We start from the raw sequence: 19935 nt of genomic DNA on the forward strand, positions 1-19935 counted from the left end.
ACGGGAAGAGCTGGAGCTGGGGAGGGGGCGGCTGCCGTGAACGGGCTCAGCTGTCGGAACCCGTCGGCTTCCAGCGGAAGATGCGGCGCTCGGCGAAGGTGAGCAGCCCTTCGGCGAGGAGGGCGACGACGGCGAGGATGACCATCGCGGCGTACACGCCGGCCGCGTTGAAGGTGCCCTGCGACTGCGCGACGAGCAGGCCGATGCCCTTGGTCGCGCCGATGTACTCCCCGACGATCGCGCCGATGAGGGCGAAGCCGAAGCTGACGTGCAGGCTGGTGAAGATCCACGAGGTCGCGGACGGGATGACGACCTGAAGCGTCACCCTGCGGTCGCTCGCGCCGAGGATGCGGGCGTTGGCGACCAGGTTGCGGTCGACCTCTCGGGCGCCCTGGAAGGCGTTGAAGAAGACCGGGAAGAAGACCAGGACGACGGCCGAGGCCACCTTGGAGGCCGGTCCGAGCCCGAACCAGATCACGAAGATGGGTGCGAGGACGATCCTCGGTATGGAGTTGAGCACCTTGATGTATGGACCAAGGACGTCGGCGAGCAAGGTGATCCGCCCCAGCGCAATACCGAACACGACACCGGCCACCACGCCGACGACCCAGCCCAGCAGCGCCTCGTACAGCGTGTACCAGATCTGTTCACCCAACGAACCGAGTGCGGTCCCGTGCGTCATCCAGGTCCAGATCTGGTCCCAGATCTTCGAGGGCATGGAGAAGTTGAAGGGATCGATGACCTCGGCCCGCGAGAGCACTTCCCACAGACCGAGAACGGCCACCAGGAGCAGCACCCGGGACGCGGTGACGACGATCCGGCGTCTGCGGGCGGCACGCGCGCGTGAGTGCGCGCGGTCGGTCTTGTCGCCGGGGTCGGTCGGGGCCGGTGCGACCTGGGCCTCGGGCATGACGTCAGGCGACATGGGCGGCGCTCCTCTCGCGAGTGATGCGGACCTCTTCGCCGAGGGACTCCCAGATCTCGCGGTAGATCTCGATGAACCGCGGCTCCAGTCGCACCGACTCGACCTTGCGCGGCCGCGGCAGGTCGATGTCGAAGACCTGCTTGACGGTGGCGGGTCCGGCCGTCATCACGACGACCTTGTCGGCCAGCGCGATGGACTCCTCCAGGTCATGGGTGACGAAGACGACGGAGGCGCCCGTGCCCTCCCACAGTTCGAGGAGTTCGTCGGACATCAGGGCCCGGGTCTGCACGTCGAGCGCGGAGAACGGCTCGTCCATGAGCAGGATCTCGGGATCGTTGACGAAGGTGGCGGCGAGCGCGACCCGCTTGCGCATGCCTCCGGAGAGCTGATGGGGGTAGCGGTCCTCGAAGGCCGCGAGCCCGACCCGGGCCAGCCATTCCCGCGCTTTCTGCCTGGCCTCCGCCTTGGGCACACCGCGGAAGCGAGGGCCGGCCATGACATTGGACAGGACGGTGCGCCAGGGGAAGGTGGCGTCCTGCTGGAAGACGAAACCGACCTTGTCCCCGACTCCCCGGACCGGCTCCCCGACGACCAGGACCTCGCCCTCGGAGGGCTCCTCCAACCCGCTGACCAGCGTCAACGTAGTCGACTTGCCGCAACCCGTGGGCCCGACGACCGCCACGAACTCCCCACGCCCCACTGTGAGGTCAAGTCCCCTGACGGCCGTGTGCAGACCCCCCGACGGGGTCCGGAATGTCTTGCTCGCGCCCCGCAGCTCGATGGCGGGGCTGGTGTCTGCGCTCATGGCCGGGGACGGTAGATGTGGCCTGCGCCACGGCGTCAGTCTTCTGGGCACATGCCGTTCTTTTGCCTGCAACAGCCTGTTGTGCTCGTTTTGCGCGCGCTACAAACAGCGAAGCCGAAACACGGGCGTTACGCCCGCCAGGCCTTGAGGGAAAGAGGCCCGATGATTGACGTCCTGGTCGTGGACGACGACTTCCGCGTCGCCGAGATCAACGCGAAGTACGTGGGGAAGGTTCCCGGCTTCCGGGTCGCCGCCCGCGCCCACAGCGCTGCCCAGGCGCTGGCCAGCGTGCAGCGCGGGACCATCGACCTGGTCCTGCTCGACCACTACCTGCCCGACCAGACGGGCCTCGAACTCGTCCACCGCATGCGGGAACAGGGCCACGGCACCGACGTCATCATGGTCACGGCAGCAGGGGACGTAACGACCGTCCAGGCCGCGATGCGCCTGGGCGCCCTCCACTACCTGGTCAAACCCTTCACCTTCGCGGCCCTGCGCACCCGCCTGGACTCCTACGCCGCCCTGCGCCGCACCGTCGACCGAGTCGGCGGCCGCGGCATCGCCGGTCAGGAACAGGTCGACCGGATCTTCAGCGCCCTGCGCACCACACCGGCTCCGGCCTCCCCCGGCCTGCCCAGCGGCCACTCGGAGCCGACCACGGACCTCATCTGCCGCGTCCTGCACCACGCCGCGCACCCGCTGTCGGCCCACGAGGTCGCCGCCGAGACCGGCCTGAGCCGCTCCACCGCCCAGCGCTACCTCCGCCACCTCGAACAGGCCGGCCGCCTGCGCCTGTCCCTCAGATACGGCGACACAGGGCGGCCGGAGCACCGGTACGCCTGGGTGGCGCCATAGCCGTACGCCGGCCGTACGCCGTGAAAGACCTCGCCGGCAGATGCCGTACGACGAAGGCGGATGCCGTTCGACGACGAGGGCGCCGCCCGCTCGCAGTCGCCGCCGCTACACGGCTCCCGCCCCCGTGAGCGACCGCACCTCGGTCTCCGCGTGCTTGGCCTCGTCGGCGACCTCCGCCGAGGTGACCGTACCAAGCCAGCCCGCGACGAAGCCCAGGGGGATGGAGACCAGACCGGGGTTCTGCAGCGGGAAGTACTGGAAGTCGACGCCGGGGAAGAGGGACTCGGGGCTGCCGGACACCACGGGCGACAGCAGCACCAAGGCCATGGCCGGGATCAGTCCGCCGTAGACGGACCAGACGGCGCCCCGGGTGGTGAACCCGCGCCAGAACAGCGAGTAGAGCAGCACCGGCAGATTCGCGGACGCGGCGACGGCGAAGGCGAGGCCGACCAGGAAGGCGACGTTGAGATCGCGGGCCAGCAGACCGAGGGCGATCGCGATCACGCCGATCCCGACGGCGGCCGTCCTGGCCACGGCCACCTCGCTGCGCGGCTTGGCCCGTCGGCGCCGTAGTGAGGCGTACAGGTCATGGGCGACGGACGCGGAGGAGGCGAGGGTGATGCCGGCAACCACGGCGAGGATCGTGGCGAAGGCGACAGCGGCGACGATCGCGAACAAAACCGTTCCTCCCGTGGAGTCGGCGCCGCCGCCCAGGTCGAGGGCCAGGAGGGGGACCGCAGTGTTCCCCGCGGCGTTCGATCCCCGGACCGTCTCGGGCCCCACGATCGCCGCGGCGCCGAACCCGAGGACGATCGTCATCAGGTAGAAGCCTCCGATGAGCCCGATCGACCAGACCACCGAACGCCGTGCGGCGCGCGCCGTGGGCACGGTGTAGAAGCGGGACAGGATGTGCGGCAGCCCTGCCGTGCCGAGCACGAGAGCGAGTCCCAGGCTGATGAAGTCGAGGCGGGCGGTCCAGTCCCCGCCGTACTTCAGACCGGGTGCCAGGAACGACCTGCCGTGGCCGCTGCGCTCCGCCGCCGTGAGCAGCAACTGGTCGACGTCGCCGTGGAACCGCACCAGCACGAGGACGGTGAGCGCGACTGTTCCACCCAGCAGCAGGACCGCCTTGACGATCTGGATCCAGGTCGTCGCGCGCATCCCTCCCAGGGACACATAGATCACCATGAGCGCCCCGACGGCGATCACGGTCCAGGACTGGGCCGCCTGACTGGTGCCTCCGAGCAGCAGCGCGACCAGGCTGCCCGCGCCCACCATCTGCGCCACCAGATACAGCACGGACACCGTGACCGAGGACGTTCCCGCCGCGATCCGCACCGGCCGCTCGCTCATCCGCGCGGCGACCACGTCGGCGAGGGTGAACCGCCCGCAGTTGCGCACCAGTTCGGCGACGAGGAACAGCACCACCAGCCAGGCCACGAGAAAGCCCACCGAGTAGAGCATCCCGTCGTACCCGAAGAGCGCGATGAGCCCGGAGATACCGAGGAAGGACGCGGCCGACATGTAGTCGCCCGCGATGGCAAAACCATTCTCCATGGGCGAGAACAGCCGTCCGCCCGCGTAGAACTCCTCAGCCGAACCGTGCCGGTGGCGGCTCACCCAGGTCGTGATCCCCAGCGTGACCGCGACGAACGCGCTGAACAGCAGCAGCGCCAGAGTCTGGTGGTCTCCCGTCACGATGACGCACCGCCCCTGGCCGTACGCGTCAGTTCCTGGGTGTCCCACCGCAGTTCGAGGGCGGCCCGGTCCCGGCGCAGTCTCGCGTGCCGCGCGTAGGCCCAGGTCAGCAGGAAGGTGGTGAGGAACTGTCCGAGCCCCGCGAGCATCGCCACGTTCACCGCGCCGGCCACCGGCCGTGCCATCAGTCCGGGCGCGCTCGTCGCCGTCACGACGTAGGCCACGTACCAGGTGAAGAATCCGATGCCCGCCGGCACCACGAACCTCCGGTACCTGCTGCGCACCTCCTGGAAGGCCGCGCTGCGCTGCACCTCGAGGTAGACGTCGGCCGCCGCTGCGGCCCGGTCCTCGCGCTGCGCGCGTGCCGTGGCGACCGGGGCCACGGGGGTGCCGTCGCCACCCGTCTCGCCCCAGCCGGAGGCGAGCTCGTCGTACCAGGGATCGTTGTACCGCACCCCGGCGGACGCTTCGGCGCCGGCCGTGTCGAGGCCGTCGTGGTTCTCGGCCGGGCTCTCGGCATCACCCTCGCTTCCGCGGGGACGAGCGTTGCTTGACTGCATGCCCAAGGATGGACAGAACGGGAAGATCCCTGACTCTTCTTCCCGGCGCTCTTCACCCCATCAGGTGACTCCTTTCATCGGTGGTCGTACAAGACCCTTCGCATAGGCGTAACGCACCGCCTGTGCCCGGTCCTTGATTCCCGTCTTGGCGAAGAGGTTGTTGATGTGGGTCTTCACCGTGGCGGTGGAGACATGCAGGGCGCGGGCGATCTCCTGATTGGTCAGCCCTTCGGCGATCAGCGCCAGCACTTCGACCTCCCGGGCGGTGAGCCCGTCGGGCGCCTCCGCCGGTGCCCGCTGCGGCGGTTCGGGGTCGGACAGCCGCTCCAGCAGCCGCCGTTGGATGCTCGGCGACAGTCCGGCGTCCCCGGAGAGCACGCTCTGCACAGCTCGCACGATCTCGTCACCGCCCGCGTCCTTGGTGAGATAACCGCGCGCCCCCGCCTTCAGCGCGGGAAACAGCGACTCGTCGTCCGCGAAGGTCGTCAGCACCACGACCTGGGTCCCGGGGTACTCGGCCCGGATTCTCCGAGTCGCCTCCACCCCGTCACAGCGGGGCATGCGCAGGTCCATCAGCACCACGTCCGGGGCGAGTTCGGCGACTAGCGCCACCGCCTCCTCGCCGTCCCCGGCCGCGCCCACGACCTCGACGCCGGGCAGCAGACCGAGCAGCATCACGATGCCTTCGCGCACCACGGTCTGGTCGTCCACGACCACCACCCGCGCGGGCTTCGTCTCCGCCTCCTCCGTCATACCGGCACCTTCAACGTCACCACGAACCCTTCGTCGTCCGGCCCGGCGTGCAGCGAACCGCCCAGCAGTTCGGCGCGCTCCCGCATCCCCAGCAGACCGTACCCGCCTCCGGTGGTGGTGAGTTCACCCGGCGAACCGCCCGAGTCCCGCACGACCAGCGTCACCTGCTCCTCGGCGTACTCCAGCCGCATCCGGATCCTGGCCCCCGGCGCATGCTTGCGGACATTGGTCAGGGCCTCCTGCGCGACCCTGCGCACGGCCTGCGACGCCTCGACCGGCAGCGGTCTGCGCTCACCCGAAATGATGGTCTCGGCTCCGTCGGCCGTCCCGACGAGCTGGTTCAGGAAGTCCTCCAGCGGAGTCATGTCCCCGCGCAGAGCCGACAGCGCCTGCCGGGTCTCCGCGAGACCGTCACGAGCCATGCCTCGGGCCGCCACCACCCTTTCGAGGATCTGATCCCGGTCCGCACCCCCCTCGATCAGCAACCGGGCCGCCTCCAGGTGGACGAGCTGGGCCGAGAGACTGTGGGCCAGCACGTCGTGGATCTCCCGAGCGATCCGGGCCCGCTCCGCGAGTGCCGCCGACTCCGCCTCGGCGGCCCGCGCGGCCCGCTCCTGGGTGAGCAGCCGTTGCGCGTTGCCGCGGGCCTCGGCGTCGAGCCGCAGGACGTAGCCGGCAAGGGCGAGCCCCGCGGTCGTGGCCAGGGTCGTCAGCCACACGTCGTCGTTGACGGCTGCGTAGAGGGCGAGGGCGACCACGGTCACGGGCATGGCGGCGGCGATGGGCAGCCGTTCCAGAGCGGTGACGGCGCAGCCGCACCACAGGACGAGGGCGACGACCCCGAAGTCGGCGGCCTGGGCGGCGACCGCGATCGCCAGGAGGGCGCCGAAGAGCGCCAGGGAGGGCCAGATCCGGTGCGCCAGGGTGGTGCGGTAGAGCGCCCAGGCGACGACTGCGGACAGGAGGATTCCCGCCACTGCTGCGAGCACGCCCCACCCGTGCGCGTGGCTGCTGTTGAAAGCGCCCCAGATGAGCATGGCGAGCACGAGCGACCGCGTGACCCAGCCGAGAAGCCGCCGAGGACGCGTGGTCGCCTCACGTCCGAGCGCCTCCCGGGAGGGCCAGCGGGTCCAGACGTTGTCCGTCACACACGTTCCTTCCCCGAGGACCGGACCATGGGCTGACCGTACGCCGGGGCGGGTGCGGCGGAAGGGCTCAGGGAACGCGCTCGCCAGTCGAGGGTCCCGGAGCGCACGAGCAGGGTGGCCGCGAGGGCGAGCAGCAGCGCGGAGGAGTCCTGGTGGACACCGAGCGCCGCGCCGAGCACGAAGAGGCCGGCACGCAGTCCGATTCCGACGGCCCAGACAGCCCCGCTCGCCTTGGTGCTCCTGCTCCACACCGCGCCGTCCGGCTCCGTCCATATACGGCTCGTCCAGGCCCAGCCGGCCCCGATGGCGAGGCCGGTGAGGAGTTCGACGGTGAGCAGGGCGATCGATGCCGTGCGGTGCTGGGCGTCCACCAGGCCTGGCTCGCGCAGGGCCACGACGGCCAGGACGACGGGCAGCAGCCACCAGCGCCGCCCGGTGTCGATTCGGCTCGCCCGGAACTGCCGGGCAATCACCACGACCACCGCGACCACGATCAGCAACGCGTCGACGAGCCCGGACATCACAGCCTCCGTGAGCGAGGAAGGGTCTGTCGGCAGCGGACGCCGCCGACACCTTCGAAGCTACGGAAATCCGCAGGTCGGGAGATCGGAGCAGGGGTGGATCACGGGTGGATTCCCAGGCTGCCGGGTTCTCCACCCAGGGGTGGAGAACCCGGGCCGCGACGGCTCACCACGCCGCCGCGCCAGTCCTGCCACGGGCCGCCGCCTGCCCCCTCCCGCCTGCCCGCCGCCCCCGGTGAAGGGGCAGCCGGGCGTAACGGGTGGCACGACGTAAGACGAAGGCCTCCGTGCGGTGAGGATGACTCTCCTCTTCCACACGGAGGCCTCAGGCCCAGGCCGACCAGGGCGTCCGCCGAAGCTCAGCGCAGCGCTACGCGTCGATGCGCGACCGATCCAGCGTCGCCGCCGAGCCCGAGATGAACTCCTTCCGCGGCGCCACGTCGTTGCCCATCAGCAGATCGAAGACCTGCTCGGCGGCCTCCAGATCGGCGAGGTTGATCCGCCGCAGGGTCCGGTGCCGCGGGTCCATGGTCGTCTCGGCCAGCTGGTCGGCGTCCATCTCGCCGAGACCCTTGTACCGCTGGATGGAGTCCTTGTACCGGACCCCCTTGCTCTGGAACTCCAGCAGTTTCTCGCGCAGCTCACGGTCCGAGTACGTGTAGACGTACTTGTCCTGCCCCTTCTTCGGCTGGACCAGCTCGATGCGGTGCAGCGGCGGCACAGCGGCGAAGACCCGGCCCGCCTCGACCATGGGCCGCATGTAGCGCTGGAACAGCGTCAGCAGCAGGCACCGGATGTGAGAGCCGTCGACGTCGGCGTCGGTCATCATGATGATCTTGCCGTAGCGAGCCGCGTCGATGTCGAAGGTCCGGCCGGACCCCGCTCCTATGACCTGGATGATCGCACCGCACTCGACGTTCTTCAGCATGTCGGTGACGGACGACTTCTGGACGTTGAGGATCTTGCCCCGGATGGGCAGCAGCGCCTGGAACTCGGAGTTCCGGGCGAGCTTCGCGGTACCGAGCGCGGAGTCGCCCTCAACGATGAACAGTTCGCTGCGGTCGACGTCGTCGCTGCGGCAGTCCGCGAGCTTGGCGGGCAGCGAGGAGGTCTCCAGAGCCGTCTTGCGGCGCTGTGCGTCCTTGTGCTGACGGGCCGCGATACGCGTGCGTGCGGCGGCGACCGCCTTCTCCATGACGACCCGGGCCTGGGCCGCGGCATCCCGCTTCGTGGACGTCAGGAACGCCTTGAGCTCCTTGGAGATCACGGTGTTCACGATGCGGCGGGCCGCCGAGGTACCGAGGACCTCCTTGGTCTGGCCCTCGAACTGCGGCTCGGCGAGGCGAACGGTGACGACCGCGGTCAGCCCCTCGAGAGCGTCGTCCTTGACGATGTCGTCCTCGGCGACACGCAGCATCTTCTTGGCGCGCAGCACCTCGTTCATCGTCTTGGTGACGGCCTGCTCGAAGCCGGCGACATGGGTGCCGCCCTTGGGAGTGGCGATGATGTTGACGAACGACCTCAGGGTCGTGTCGTAACCGGTCCCCCAGCGCATCGCGACGTCCACGCCGAGTTCGCGGGTGACCTCGGTGGGCGTCATCTGGCCGTGGTCGTCGAGGACCGGGACGGTCTCCTTGAAGCTGCCCTGACCGGAGAAGCGGAGGACGTCGTTGACCGGCTTGTCGGAGGCCAGGTACTCGCAGAACTCGCTGATGCCCCCGTCGAAACGGAACGACTCCTCGCCCTTGCTGCCGCCTTCGCCCAGGCCGTACTCGTCACGGACGACGATGGTCAGGCCGGGCACCAGGAAGGCGGTCTGGCGAGCGCGCTGGTGGAGGTTGTCCAGGGAGAGCTTGGCGTCCTTGAGGAAGATCTGCCGGTCGGCCCAGTACCGCACGCGCGTGCCGGTCCGGGTCTTGGGGATCCTCTTGGTCTTGCGCAGGCCGCTCGCGGAGTCGAACTTGGCGTCGGGGCCGTTCGCCACGAAGGCACCCGGCACACCGCGCCGGAAGCTGATCGCGTGGGTGTTGCCCGCGCGGTCCACCTCGACGTCCAGCCGCGCCGACAGGGCGTTCACCACGGAGGCGCCAACGCCGTGCAGGCCGCCGGAGGCGGCGTACGAGCCACCGCCGAACTTGCCGCCGGCGTGCAGCTTGGTCATGACGACCTCGACGCCGGACAGGCCCGTCTTGGGCTCGACGTCGACCGGGATGCCCCGGCCGTTGTCCCGGACCTCCACGGAGGCGTCGTCGTGGAGGATCACCTCGATGTGGTCGCAGTATCCGCCCAGGGCCTCGTCGACGGAGTTGTCGATGATCTCCCACAGGCAGTGCATCAAGCCACGGCTGTCGGTTGATCCGATGTACATACCAGGGCGCTTGCGTACGGCCTCGAGCCCCTCGAGGACGAGCAGGTGCCGCGCGGTGTAGTTGGACCCGTCCCGGTCTGCTCCTGCCAGCAGAGCTGTGGACGGCACGGACGTCTCGGCGGTCACGCGGTTCGCTCCTCGCTGAATTTCAGATGGGGCCCTTGTGGGTAAGGGCGCGGCTTCGGTCGCCGCCAAGAGGGTACCGAGGCCTGGTAGAGCCGTTGTAACGCCACCCTCATGCGGAAACACAGAGTAGTCCAGGGTCGCATGCCTGTTCGATCCCTCGATGGGGTGAAGTACATATCACGTTCCCTTGGGGGCATGAACCATTTAGGCTCCGGGCACGTCCTCATGAACAACCGGCAACCCAGCCGGGAGGACCGACCTTGACCGACAGCGCGAAACCGTAAGACACATAGACACGCAATACGGCACATTCGCCGCCAAACCGGCAGCAGCCGGCCGCCTGGAAAATTTCTCTCTGGGTGAAGCCCCGAGCGGGAACGTTTTGGGGCTGGTTGGATGTTGACCCTGGTACGACAGCTCGTCGAGCTAGAGAAGAGGCGACGTGACTACTGTTCTGACCCCCGCGAGCCCGCTGACGGCCGCTGACCGCTGCGACCGCTGCGGCGCCCAGGCGTACGTGCGCGTCGTGCTGCTCAGCGGCGGAGAACTGCTCTTCTGCGCCCACCACGGTCGCAAGTTCGAGCCGGAACTCAAGAAGATCGCCGCTGAGATACAGGACGAGACGGAGCGGCTCACGGCCGTTCCCGCATCCGTATCAGAAGAAGAGCGCTGACACTTCGCGTCCACGACGAGCCAGCTCCGGCACAGGCCGGCACAAGGGCGGCTGCCCCTGCTCCCAGGGGCAGCCGCCCTTGCTCATGCCTTCACGCGCTCAGCGCCCCCGAGGGGCTGTCACGCGGTCCCACGGCGTCGGGCGGCCGCGTTGCGACCGTCCCAGTCCAGCGTCCGCATGACGTCGGACACACGGGCATAGACACCGGGTCGGCCCGCTCGCCCGCAGCCGCTCCCCCACGACACCAGCCCGATCAGCTTCCCCCGGGCCACCAGCGGCCCACCGCTGTCCCCCTGGCAGGCGTCACGACCACCCGCGTCCTCCCCGGCGCACAGCATGCTGTCGGCGCGGTAGGTGCCTTCGGCGCCGCCCGGATAGGCCGTCTCGCAGTCCGCGTCGGCCAGTACGTGCACGTTCGCCCCCCGCAGACTGCGCGCGTAGTCGCCGCCGCCCGTGACATCACCCCAGCCGTACACCGTGGCGCCGGTTCCCGGCTCGTACGCGGCGTCACCGGCGGCCGCCATGGCGACGACCGCGTTCTGCGGCAGCGGCTCGACGAGGGTGAGGACGGCGAAGTCCCCGGCGTTGCTCTGCGGGTCGTAGCCGGGATTCACCCAGGCTCCACGTATGGCGATCTCCTTGCCCTGGTCCGAGAGCAGATCCGTACGGGCCGCGATGACACGGAAGTCCCTCACCTGCTCGGCCGGTGCCCCCAGGACGTCCTCGTTCATGCAGTGGGCCGCGGTGAGCACCGTGGTCCGGCCGACGGCGACACCGCCGCAGAACTGCCCGGCGCGCGTACCTCCGAACCGGTCACGGCTGGACAGGGCCACCGTCCAGGGCGCCTTGGACACATCGACGGGGAATCCCCCGAGGACGACGCTGTCGGCCGCCACGGGGGCGGCCGACGCCAGCGGTATGGCCGCCGCCACGGCTGCCAGAATCAGCGGCCGGGCCAGCGCCCGGGCAATGGGGTGACGCATGCATGCTCCTCACTCCGGGTGGTGATCGGAAACCCAGAGTCATGCAGGGCGCCTGTGCGCGCAGCACGAAGGCCCGGTCCCCGAGGAGGGACCGGGCCTTCGGTGTCGTACGACGACGGTCTAGTCGAGGTAGTCGCGCAGCACCTGCGAACGCGACGGGTGACGCAGCTTCGACATGGTCTTCGACTCGATCTGGCGGATGCGCTCGCGCGTGACGCCGTAGACCTTGCCGATCTCGTCGAGGGTCTTCGGCTGACCGTCGGTGAGACCGAAGCGCATGGATACGACGCCCGCCTCACGCTCGGACAGGGTGTCGAGGACGGAGTGCAGCTGCTCCTGCAGGAGGGTGAAGCTGACCGCGTCGGCCGGGACGACGGCCTCGGAGTCCTCGATGAGGTCACCGAACTCGCTGTCGCCGTCCTCACCCAGGGGGGTGTGCAGCGAGATGGGCTCGCGGCCGTACTTCTGGACCTCGATGACCTTCTCGGGGGTCATGTCGAGCTCCTTGGCCAGCTCCTCCGGGGTGGGCTCGCGGCCCAGGTCCTGGAGCATCTGGCGCTGCACGCGCGCGAGCTTGTTGATGACCTCGACCATGTGCACCGGGATACGGATGGTGCGGGCCTGGTCGGCCATCGCGCGAGTGATGGCCTGACGGATCCACCAGGTGGCGTACGTGGAGAACTTGTAGCCCTTGGTGTAGTCGAACTTCTCGACCGCGCGGATCAGACCGAGGTTGCCCTCCTGGATGAGGTCCAGGAAGAGCATGCCGCGGCCGGTGTAGCGCTTGGCCAGGGAGACCACCAGACGGAGGTTGGCCTCCAGGAGGTGGTTCTTGGCGCGGCGGCCGTCCTCGGCGATGATCTCCAGCTCGCGCTTGAGCTTGGGGGCGAGCTTGTCGGCGTTGGCCAGCTTGTCCTCGGCGAACAGACCGGCCTCGATGCGCTTGGCGAGCTCGACCTCCTGCTCGGCGTTGAGCAGCGGGACCTTGCCGATCTGCTTGAGGTAGTCCTTGACCGGGTCGGCGGTGGCACCGGCCACGGCGACCTGCTGGGCAGGCGCGTCGTCCTCGTCGTCGTCGGAGAGGACGAAGCCCTTGTTCTCGGCCCCCTCCTCTTCCTCTTCGCCGGGCTTGATCTCTTCGAGGACTTCTTCCTCGACAGCCTCGGCGTCGTCCTTCTTGCCGGTCGTCTTCTTGGCCGCCGCCGTCTTCTTGGTGGCGACGGTCTTCTTCGCGGCCGCCTTCTTGGTGGCGACCGCCTTCTTCGCGGCGGGCTTCGTGGGCGCTTCGCCCTCGACTGCGGGCTCAGCGGCAGGAGCCGCCGGGGTGGCGGTGGCGGTGGCCTTCTTGGTGGTCACCGTCTTCGCCGCGACCGTCTTGGTGGCGGTGCGCTTGGCCGGACTCTTCGCTGCGACGCTCTTTCGGGTGCGCTTGGGCTCCGCGGCACTGACCATCAGCGTCACACCCTCTTCCTCGAGGATCTGGTTGAGGCTGCGCAGTACGTTCTTCCACTGAGTGGCCGGAATCTGGTCAGCTTCGAAGGCCCGACGCACGTCATCGCCGGCGATCTGCCCCTCGGCCTTTCCCCGCTCAATGAGAGCCATGACAGAGACGGACTCGGCGATCTCCGGCGGGAGCGTACGGGATGTGCTGGCCGACACGAACAACCTCTCGGAACGTTGGAAAACGGCTTCCGGCCCCGTCCACAGCGGACAGGAGCCGACCATCGGCCTGGGAGTGGCCGACGGCGCGGGCGGGGGGGCCGGGAGGATGCACAGCGCCTGAAACGGCGTCCGTATTCCCTCCGTGGCTGCCACCTCTTAGGTCATCGCGCTGTTCCCGCGAGCGTTACGCCCAATCTGCGTGGCCCGAGTCACACCCCGTAAGCAGTCAAAAACGGTCAGACACGGACAGACAAGGTCACCCGTCCGTTCGGGCCAGCGGAGCCTCGGGGTGCCGTCACCGCACCGTCGGACCCCGCAGGATCCCCAGGGATCCTGCGGGGTCCGACGGAGGCGGCTCGGCGGCCGGACGATGCCGCAGGAGGGGAAGGTCATCCTCGACCGCGCCGTCCGCGGTGCGCGGTCAGTGCTCGCGCGGCGCCGGCACCACACGCTCGACCTCGGGATGAACGGTGAGCAGTTGACGCATGGCCGCTTCGGCCGCCGCGGCATCGCCGGTGGCGAGGGCGTCGACGATACGTCCGTGATGCGCCAAGGACGTATCGTTCGGCCGGTCACAGCCGGTGACCGGGTTGCCGGAGACCTGGAGGGCGGCGGAGACAATCCCGGAGAGATGCTCCAGCATGCGGTTGCCCGCGAGCTGGATGAGCAGGGAGTGGAACTCGGCGTCGGCACGGGAGAAGGTGAGCGCGTCACCCTGGCTCATGGCGTGCCCCATGATCTCGACCATGTCACCGAGGCGCTGCTGGACGTCCTCCCGGCCATGTCCCGCGGCCAGGCGCGCGGCGAGCGGCTCGATCGTCCAGCGCAGCTCGCTCAGCTCGCGGCGCTGGTCGTCGCGCTGCGGCCCGTAAGCCCGCCATTCGATGATGTCCGGATCCAGCAGGTTCCAGTCGCTGACGGGACGCACGCGCGTGCCGACGTTCGGGCGGGCACTGACCAGACCCTTGGCCTCCAGGACGCGGAGCGACTCACGGACGACGGTACGGGAGACCTCGAAACGCTGGCCGATCTCCTCGGGGACCAGCGGCCGGTCGGCTCCCAGGTCACCGGAGACGATCATCTGGCCCAGCTGCTGGACGAGTTGGCCGTGCAGTCCGCGCCCGCGGCTGCCCGCGGCCCGTCGGCCCACGCGGCCCAGCTCCGGGTCCGAGCCGTCCCAGACGGAGGCTCCGACGCGGCCTGCGGCCGGGGCCTCGGCGTAGGAGTAGCGGTCGAGATCGCCCGGGCCGGCCAGACCGGAGTCGGCGGAGCGGGCGGCGGTCATCATGGTGTGCGCAAGGGTACTCACGGATCCTTTGTCGGCGCCGCCTCCAACTCCCTTGAGGTCTTTGGTGAAAAGCACACGAAAGGGTGATCGCTCACCCCGTCGCAATTGACGCCTTATCGGAAAGAAATGCGCTTTCGTCGGGAAGTTGTGCGCAGGTCGGGACCGGAAGCGCGCGGACGGTCGTCATCGGACCCTCCTACGCAGGGTGGTGAGCAGATATGCGCACAGCAGAGCGGTCAGCGACAACGCCAGTGCCCCGCCCACCGGTTGGGCGATAACCCGCACCGCTGCGACGAGATAGCGCTCGCCACCGAAGGGCCACTGCAGCAGGAAGACCTCGCGCAGCCGCGCGGGAAAACCCGCCGCCGCTCGCACGGACGCCCCCTCGAGGGCTCTTTGTACGAGGGGTACGACGAGAACGGGCACGGCGACCACCGCCGCGAGCCCGGCCGTGGTGGACCGGAACACGCCGGCGGCCAGGACGCCGGACCAGGCACAACCGACCACGAGCCCGAACCAACTCGTGCTCAGCGCCAGCCAGCCCGCGGGAACTTCCGTGAGTTCCCGTCCGTAGACGAGATAGAGCACTTCGGCGTCGCAGCCCACCGTGAGAAAAGCGAGAGCAAGCGCGGTGACGGTGGCTACGGCGAGTTTCGCGGTCAGCAGGCCCAGCCGACGGGGCACGGTGCCGCGGTCCGCAGCCAGGGCGGGGTGGCGGAACTCGTCGCCGAACGCGAGTGCACCGAGCAGTCCGGCCCCGAGCGCGGCCGGGGGCAGCGGCAGTTCCCTCGGCCATGCGGCCAGCAGACGCGCCTGCGGGGTGTGCCCGACGCGTGCCAGGAGTACGGCGGTGAGGGCGGACGCGACGAGCACGACGGCGGCGGTGAGGAACCCGGTGCCGATCCCTGCCGCGCGGCGCAGTTCGTAGCGCAGGGGGCGCAAGGGGCTGGGGGCGGACCTGACGGAGATGGGGGGCGGGAGGGAGGGCAGGGGGGCGGCGGGCCTGGAGCCGACGGCGGGGCCCAGAGCGGTGTCACCCCTTCCCACGGCCGGACCGCTGCCGGGGCCGGGGCTGCAGTGTGCCGCCTGGTCACCGGGCGCCCTCCGGTCGGCGGGCACCACCCGCTCACCGTGCGGGTGCGAGCCGCTCGGCGCTGAGGGGTTGTCGTGCGCCTGACCTCCTCGCACTGCCGTCGCCGCCACTCCGGCAGCCTCACTGCCGGCGAGCCCGGACTCCGGCCGCGTGACGCTCTCCCACGCCGCCTGGGCCGCTTCCGCGATCTCACCGGGAAGCAGCTCCGCTCCGGGCCCCATGTCCCCGATCTCGTCGGCGAGTTGGTGAACCAGGACGCCGTGCCGGAAGGCCGTCTCGCCGACGTCGGCACACGTACTGCCGTACACGGACAGACGGTTGCCCCCTTCCCGGACGACTTCGACGGAGCGGTGAGCCGTACGGGCCTCCTTGGTGAGCAGGGCGGCGAGGCGGACGGCATGGGGGCTACGGACGGCGACACGGGGACGGAGTCTGGTGCGGGCGAACTCCGAGGCCGCCTGGTCTGCGACGAGCCTGCCCTGCTCGAGCGTGATGACGTGATCTGCGGCGCGCGCGGCCTCTTTGGGCTCGGCCGTGGTGAAGAGGACCGTGCCGCCCTGGGCGGCGTGCGCTCGCAGCATGCCGTGCAGCCAGTGGCTCTCACGGACGGAGAGCCCGTCGGCCGGAGCGTCCAGCACGAGTGTGTGCGGGTCCGGCAACAGGACGCAGGCCAGGCCCAGGCGGCGGTCCATGCCACGCGACAGGGTGCCGAGCCGCTCGTCGCGCAGACTGACCAGGCCCACCACTTCGAGTACTTCGTCCGCACGCCGGACCGGGACGCCGGCCGCGGCGCACAGCATGCGCAGATGTCCGCGGACCGTGCGCGCGGGATGGCCGGGCACCTCGCCCAGGAGGACGCCGACCTCGCGCGAGGGGTGCGCGATGCGATGCAGCGGCCGGCCCTTGAAGTAGGTCAGGCCACGGCCCTGTTGGAGTTCGAGCATCAGTCTGAGCGCCGTCGTCTTGCCCGCGCCCGACGCTCCGAGAAGCGCGGTGACGCGGCCCGCCGGGGCTTCGAAGGACACGTCGTCGACCGCGGGCGGAAGGTCCTTGCGGGAATTGCTGGTCAGTCCGAAGGCCTGGATCACCCGTAGCAAGATAGCGGGTTATGTCCGGTTTTCTGGGCCGTCACACCTCGGGGCGCAGCATCGGGGGGTTGAGAAGAGTGGCGCCGCCGGCCCGGAAGAGCTGGGCGGGGCGGCCGCCCTGTCGCGTGGTGGTGCCGCCGGTGGGGACCAGGAAGCCCGGTGTGCCCGTCACCTTGCGGTGGAAGTTGCGCGGGTCCAATGCCACGCCCCACACCGCCTCGTAGACCCGGCGGAGCTCTCCGACGGTGAACTCGGGCGGGCAGAACGCGGTGGCCAGCGACGAGTACTCGATCTTGGAGCGGGCGCGCTCCACTCCGTCCGACAGGATCTGCGCATGGTCGAACGCGAGTGGCACGACCGGCTCGCCGTCCCGACCGTAGCCGCCCTGCTGCAACAGTTCTTCGACGGGCGCCCAGCGCGCGTTGCTGGCGTCACCGCCTGCCCGGGGGGCGGGCAGGTCGGGGGCGAGGGCGAGGTGGGCGACGCTCACCACGCGCATCCGGGGATCACGCTTGGGGTCGCCGTAGGTCGCGAGCTGTTCCAGGTGTGCTCCGTTGTCCTGGACGGGGACGGCCGGGTCATGGGCACGCAGTCCCGTCTCCTCGGCCAGCTCGCGGGCAGCGGCCTGCGCCAGATCCTCGTCGGCCCGTACGAAACCGCCGGGAAGCGCCCAGCGTCCCTGGAACGGCGGCTCGCCCCTGCGTACCGCGAGCGCGCACAGGGCGTGACGGCGCACGGTGAGCACGACCAGGTCCACGGTGACGGCGAAGGGCGGAAAGGCTGACGGGTCGTAGGGCATGCGGCGATCATAGTCGTCTGCTTGACGATAAACACTCCCTTCGCGGGTCGCATCGGTGCCTGATCCATTGCCGTCCGAACAGGTCGCGTCCTCCCCTGCGCGCTGCTGCCGGAACAGCGTCGTTCGAGGTCACGCCCTCAGTTGCAGCCCTCCGGCGGCCTCCTCGACCATGGCGAGCCCGAGTCTGCTGACCCGTACCGAGAACGGGGCCCCCGCGATCCTCAGACCGGTCAGACCGAGCTCGCCGAGAGGCGCGCTGCGCACGGGGCGCAGTGTGACGGCCCCCGCCGGGACATCGGGGCGGATTCCCGCCAGGGCGCTCAGCAGCTGAACTCCGGTGGCCGCCGCCGTCGCCGCCGGACGACAGGCCGCCGGGTGAGGAAGGGGAGCGCTCCCGTCGGTGCGCTGCTCACCCGCGTACATCTCGGGGAGCCGGTGGCCGAAGGCCTCAGCCGCGGCCAGCAGGCCCCGCAGGAGCGAGCCGGCCTCCTTCTCGTACCCGGCGGCGGCCAGACCCGAGACCGCGATGGCCGTCTCGTGGACTCGTACGGCACCGGTGCGATGGCCGAACGGGTTGTATCCCGCCTCGTTCGCGCCGAGTCCGCGCAGCCCCCAGCCGGAGTCCATGGCCGGGCTCCCGAGCAGCCGGGCCAGTTGTTCGGTCTGCACCCTGTCGAGCAGACCGGGTGCCTGTGCGCCCCCACCAAGCAGTCCGGTGTCCAGGAGATGGACAGCCCCGGCGCCGAGATGCGGCACCAGGCGTCCGTCGGGGGCCCGAGCGGCCGCCGGTCGGCCACCGCTGTGGTCATCGACCCAGAAGTCCTCGCGGAAGGCCGTGCGCAGTGCGCGGGCCCACTGCCGCAACGTCGCGCCGCCGGGTCTGTCGAACGCGTCGAGCAGGTCGGCACCGAGGACGGCCGCGCGATGCGCGTACGCCTGTGTCTCGCAGCGGACGGGGCCGCCGGGCTGTGGGTCGCACAGATACGTCGCCTCCCCCACGGCGGCCCGCAGCCAGCCCAGACACCGTTCGGCAGCCGGGAGCAGCTCTTCCGTCTCCTGTGGCGAGAGCCCCCACCGGAAGGCCTCCGCGAGGAGAGCGGGAAAGAGCAGGGTTGCCTCGGTCCCCGTGCAACAGGCCGGAAGGTGGGCGCCCGCGTCCCGGCGCGGCCCGGGAATCATGCCGGACTGCCGTGTCTGCCCGCGTAGTTGGGTGCGCGCCAGGGTGCGGAGCGTGCCCGCGGCGAGCCGGGTACCGAGCGGCAACGTCATACGGGCCGCGACCAGCGCGTCGGCCGGTGCCAGGCCGCAGCGCCATGGGGCTCCGGCCGCGAGGTGGGTGTCGGTGGGGTGCGCCGGGTCGCGCAGCAGCAGGGACTGGAGATCGTCGATGCTCGTGTGCAGGAGCGACTGGACCGCGGGGTGGTCTCCCGTCGCGCGGGCGGAGGCCAGGGGGCTGGTCGCCGCTCGCCCCACAGCTCGGACGGGGTCCGCGCCCTCCAGACGCACGCGCAGCTCCAGACCGACGGTGCCTCCGGGGGGCAGCTCGAACTCCCAGCGCAGCAGGCCTGCCGACGCGAGGGCGTCGACGGGTGGTGGGTCGGCCGTGACCGATGCCCCGCCGGCCGCGCAGGACCAGCGCAGGCCGGAGTCGTGGACGACGGCGGGCAGTTCGGGTCCCGTTCGGCCCGAGGCGATCGCGCCCAGGTCCGCCATGTCCGTACCGAGTGCCACCTCCACCGGCAGTCGCAGCGGACGGGCGGCGGCGCTGTGCAGCATGATGCGTTCCGTCCCGTCCGCGTGGCGGGTGCGCTCCACGACGACGTCAGGGTCCGGGCCTCCACTCTGGGAGACACGCGCGGTGGCCACGAACCGTGCGCGATCCGCCGCGGTCGTCCGGGCCTGGACCGCGAGTGGCTCACGGCCCGCGACACGGATCTGGCACCGGGAGAGCACACGCCTGCCTGCGCGATAGAAGCCCTCCAGCCCCTGACCGGTCAACTGCCCTTGGTTTGTGGAGATGGCGAGGCCCGGGAGCGCCACGCAGATGAGGACCGAGTGCGCCGGCGGGAGACCAGCCGGGCCTCGAGGGGCCGGGGAAGGGTTCTGTGTCGGCCTGGACGGCACGGGTGAAGGAGGGCGGGCAGGACGGTTCGCCGTCGGAGGCGGAGTCCGGCCCTGCCTCGTGGATGGCGGCGGGCGTCGTACTGGCCCCGATGACGGAGACGGGTCACGGTCCCATGACAGCGAGGGAGTGGTGTACTTCCGGTCCTGTCCCGGAGTCGGGTTCGGGTTCGGGTTCGGGTTCGGGCGATGTGCCGCCGCTCCCGCGGTGTGCTGGGTGCCGCTCGGGAACCTAGGTCCAGGCATACCGGTGTCCATGGCCCGCGGCGGACCGGTGCTTCCTTTCCACACCGTCGTCGGCACGCCGAGGGCGGCGCGGCCGTCGTCGGCGGAGGGCGGAGTCGGCTGATACAAGGGGCGCTTCCTCTGCACTCTGCGCGGCCCGGGCGTGTTCGGCGCCCGGTGCGGGGCTCCTGAAGGGCATGGGCGATGCGGCGGTACGGCCCGGTAGGGGGTTCCGCCACTCAGG

At 70.3% G+C, this 19935-nt stretch carries 17 protein-coding genes; 3 read left to right on the plus strand and 14 right to left on the minus strand.

Annotation, left to right across the window (positions count from 1 at the left end; all coding sequences use genetic code 11):
* Positions 1-46 precede the first annotated feature (46 nt).
* Together RKD20_RS11760 and RKD20_RS11765 are read right to left on the minus strand one after the other, a co-directional pair.
* Entirely contained in the window at positions 47-925 is an 879-nt protein-coding gene (locus tag RKD20_RS11760; RefSeq protein WP_424877691.1) for an ABC transporter permease, read from the minus strand.
* On the minus strand, positions 915-1730 hold the full coding sequence (locus RKD20_RS11765; protein WP_020121891.1) for an ABC transporter ATP-binding protein: 816 nt from the start codon (positions 1728-1730) through the stop codon (positions 915-917). Before RKD20_RS11765 ends, RKD20_RS11760 begins: the two co-directional genes overlap by 11 nt.
* 162 nt (positions 1731-1892) lie before the next feature.
* Here RKD20_RS11765 and RKD20_RS11770 point away from each other — a divergent pair, with 162 nt between their 5' ends.
* Positions 1893-2585: a response regulator gene (locus RKD20_RS11770; RefSeq protein WP_424877692.1), complete on the plus strand. Its 693-nt coding sequence runs from the start codon at positions 1893-1895 to the stop codon at positions 2583-2585.
* A 105-nt stretch (positions 2586-2690) separates the two neighbouring features.
* Here RKD20_RS11770 and RKD20_RS11775 read toward each other — a convergent pair whose 3' ends face one another.
* From RKD20_RS11775 to RKD20_RS11800, 6 genes are all read right to left on the minus strand, one after another.
* Positions 2691-4283 carry a solute symporter family protein gene (locus RKD20_RS11775; RefSeq protein WP_424877693.1) on the minus strand — a complete coding sequence of 531 codons (1593 nt, stop codon included), beginning with the start codon at positions 4281-4283 and terminating at the stop codon, positions 2691-2693.
* On the minus strand, positions 4280-4843 hold the full coding sequence (locus RKD20_RS11780) for a DUF485 domain-containing protein (RefSeq protein ID WP_424877694.1): 564 nt from the start codon (positions 4841-4843) through the stop codon (positions 4280-4282). Before RKD20_RS11780 ends, RKD20_RS11775 begins: the two co-directional genes overlap by 4 nt.
* Before the next feature lie 60 nt (positions 4844-4903).
* A complete protein-coding gene (locus RKD20_RS11785) occupies positions 4904-5596 on the minus strand; it encodes a response regulator (protein ID WP_424877695.1) in 693 nt (230 codons plus the stop codon).
* Positions 5593-6744 (minus strand): sensor histidine kinase, encoded by a 1152-nt coding sequence (locus tag RKD20_RS11790; protein ID WP_424877696.1) that lies wholly within the window; start codon positions 6742-6744, stop codon positions 5593-5595. The genes RKD20_RS11785 and RKD20_RS11790 overlap by 4 nt, the downstream gene beginning before the upstream one ends.
* Positions 6741-7265, minus strand: a complete 525-nt coding sequence (locus tag RKD20_RS11795) for a DUF1453 domain-containing protein (RefSeq protein ID WP_424877697.1) — start codon at positions 7263-7265, stop codon at positions 6741-6743. Before RKD20_RS11795 ends, RKD20_RS11790 begins: the two co-directional genes overlap by 4 nt.
* A 370-nt stretch (positions 7266-7635) precedes the next feature.
* Entirely contained in the window at positions 7636-9759 is a 2124-nt protein-coding gene (locus tag RKD20_RS11800) for a DNA gyrase/topoisomerase IV subunit B (protein WP_424877698.1), read from the minus strand.
* 442 nt (positions 9760-10201) lie between these two features.
* Between RKD20_RS11800 and RKD20_RS11805 the strand changes: the two genes are divergently transcribed.
* Positions 10202-10432, plus strand: a complete 231-nt coding sequence (locus tag RKD20_RS11805; RefSeq protein ID WP_007385181.1) for a DUF7455 domain-containing protein — start codon at positions 10202-10204, stop codon at positions 10430-10432.
* A gap of 119 nt (positions 10433-10551) precedes the next feature.
* On the opposite strand, the gene RKD20_RS11810 is transcribed toward RKD20_RS11805, so the two are convergent.
* Both RKD20_RS11810 and RKD20_RS11815 read right to left on the minus strand, forming a co-directional pair.
* Entirely contained in the window at positions 10552-11415 is an 864-nt protein-coding gene (locus RKD20_RS11810) for a serine protease (RefSeq protein WP_424877699.1), read from the minus strand.
* Between the two features lie 120 nt (positions 11416-11535).
* Positions 11536-13074 carry an RNA polymerase sigma factor gene (locus tag RKD20_RS11815; RefSeq protein WP_424877700.1) on the minus strand — a complete coding sequence of 513 codons (1539 nt, stop codon included), beginning with the start codon at positions 13072-13074 and terminating at the stop codon, positions 11536-11538.
* Between RKD20_RS11815 and RKD20_RS11820 the strand changes: the two genes are divergently transcribed.
* A complete protein-coding gene (locus RKD20_RS11820) occupies positions 13016-13198 on the plus strand; it encodes a hypothetical protein (RefSeq protein WP_424883502.1) in 183 nt (60 codons plus the stop codon). The two genes, RKD20_RS11815 and RKD20_RS11820, sit on opposite strands and share 59 nt — an antisense overlap.
* Positions 13199-13498: 300 nt before the next feature.
* Here RKD20_RS11820 and RKD20_RS11825 read toward each other — a convergent pair whose 3' ends face one another.
* From RKD20_RS11825 to RKD20_RS11840, 4 genes are all read right to left on the minus strand, one after another.
* Entirely contained in the window at positions 13499-14386 is an 888-nt protein-coding gene (locus tag RKD20_RS11825; RefSeq protein WP_351990697.1) for a FadR/GntR family transcriptional regulator, read from the minus strand.
* Positions 14387-14548: 162 nt separating this feature from the next.
* Complete coding sequence (locus RKD20_RS11830; protein WP_424877701.1) at positions 14549-16546, minus strand: ATP-binding cassette domain-containing protein; 1998 nt, start codon at positions 16544-16546, stop codon at positions 14549-14551.
* A gap of 40 nt (positions 16547-16586) precedes the next feature.
* Complete coding sequence (locus RKD20_RS11835) at positions 16587-17345, minus strand: NUDIX hydrolase (protein ID WP_007385176.1); 759 nt, start codon at positions 17343-17345, stop codon at positions 16587-16589.
* A gap of 129 nt (positions 17346-17474) precedes the next feature.
* Positions 17475-19391, minus strand: coding sequence for a glycogen debranching N-terminal domain-containing protein (locus RKD20_RS11840; protein ID WP_424883201.1), 1917 nt, complete (start codon positions 19389-19391; stop codon positions 17475-17477).
* Positions 19392-19935: the final 544 nt, after the last annotated feature.

Origin of the sequence: Streptomyces sp. SLBN-8D4 (assembly GCF_049739545.1) — a bacterium.
GTDB lineage: Bacteria > Actinomycetota > Actinomycetes > Streptomycetales > Streptomycetaceae > Streptomyces > Streptomyces canus_C.

Bases quoted from the DNA above. Each gene is read 5' to 3' on its own strand.
- RKD20_RS11820 (WP_424883502.1), top strand. From the start codon at position 13,016: ATGACAGAGACGGACTCGGCGATCTCCGGCGGGAGCGTACGGGATGTG.
- RKD20_RS11770 (WP_424877692.1), top strand. From the start codon at position 1,893: ATGATTGACGTCCTGGTCGTGGACGACGACTTCCGCGTCGCCGAGATC.
- RKD20_RS11810 (WP_424877699.1), bottom strand. From the start codon at position 11,415: ATGCGTCACCCCATTGCCCGGGCGCTGGCCCGGCCGCTGATTCTGGCA.
- RKD20_RS11765 (WP_020121891.1), bottom strand. From the start codon at position 1,730: ATGAGCGCAGACACCAGCCCCGCCATCGAGCTGCGGGGCGCGAGCAAG.
- RKD20_RS11760 (WP_424877691.1), bottom strand. From the start codon at position 925: ATGTCGCCTGACGTCATGCCCGAGGCCCAGGTCGCACCGGCCCCGACC.
- RKD20_RS11780 (WP_424877694.1), bottom strand. From the start codon at position 4,843: ATGCAGTCAAGCAACGCTCGTCCCCGCGGAAGCGAGGGTGATGCCGAG.
- RKD20_RS11795 (WP_424877697.1), bottom strand. From the start codon at position 7,265: ATGTCCGGGCTCGTCGACGCGTTGCTGATCGTGGTCGCGGTGGTCGTG.
- RKD20_RS11785 (WP_424877695.1), bottom strand. From the start codon at position 5,596: ATGACGGAGGAGGCGGAGACGAAGCCCGCGCGGGTGGTGGTCGTGGAC.
- RKD20_RS11835 (WP_007385176.1), bottom strand. From the start codon at position 17,345: ATGCCCTACGACCCGTCAGCCTTTCCGCCCTTCGCCGTCACCGTGGAC.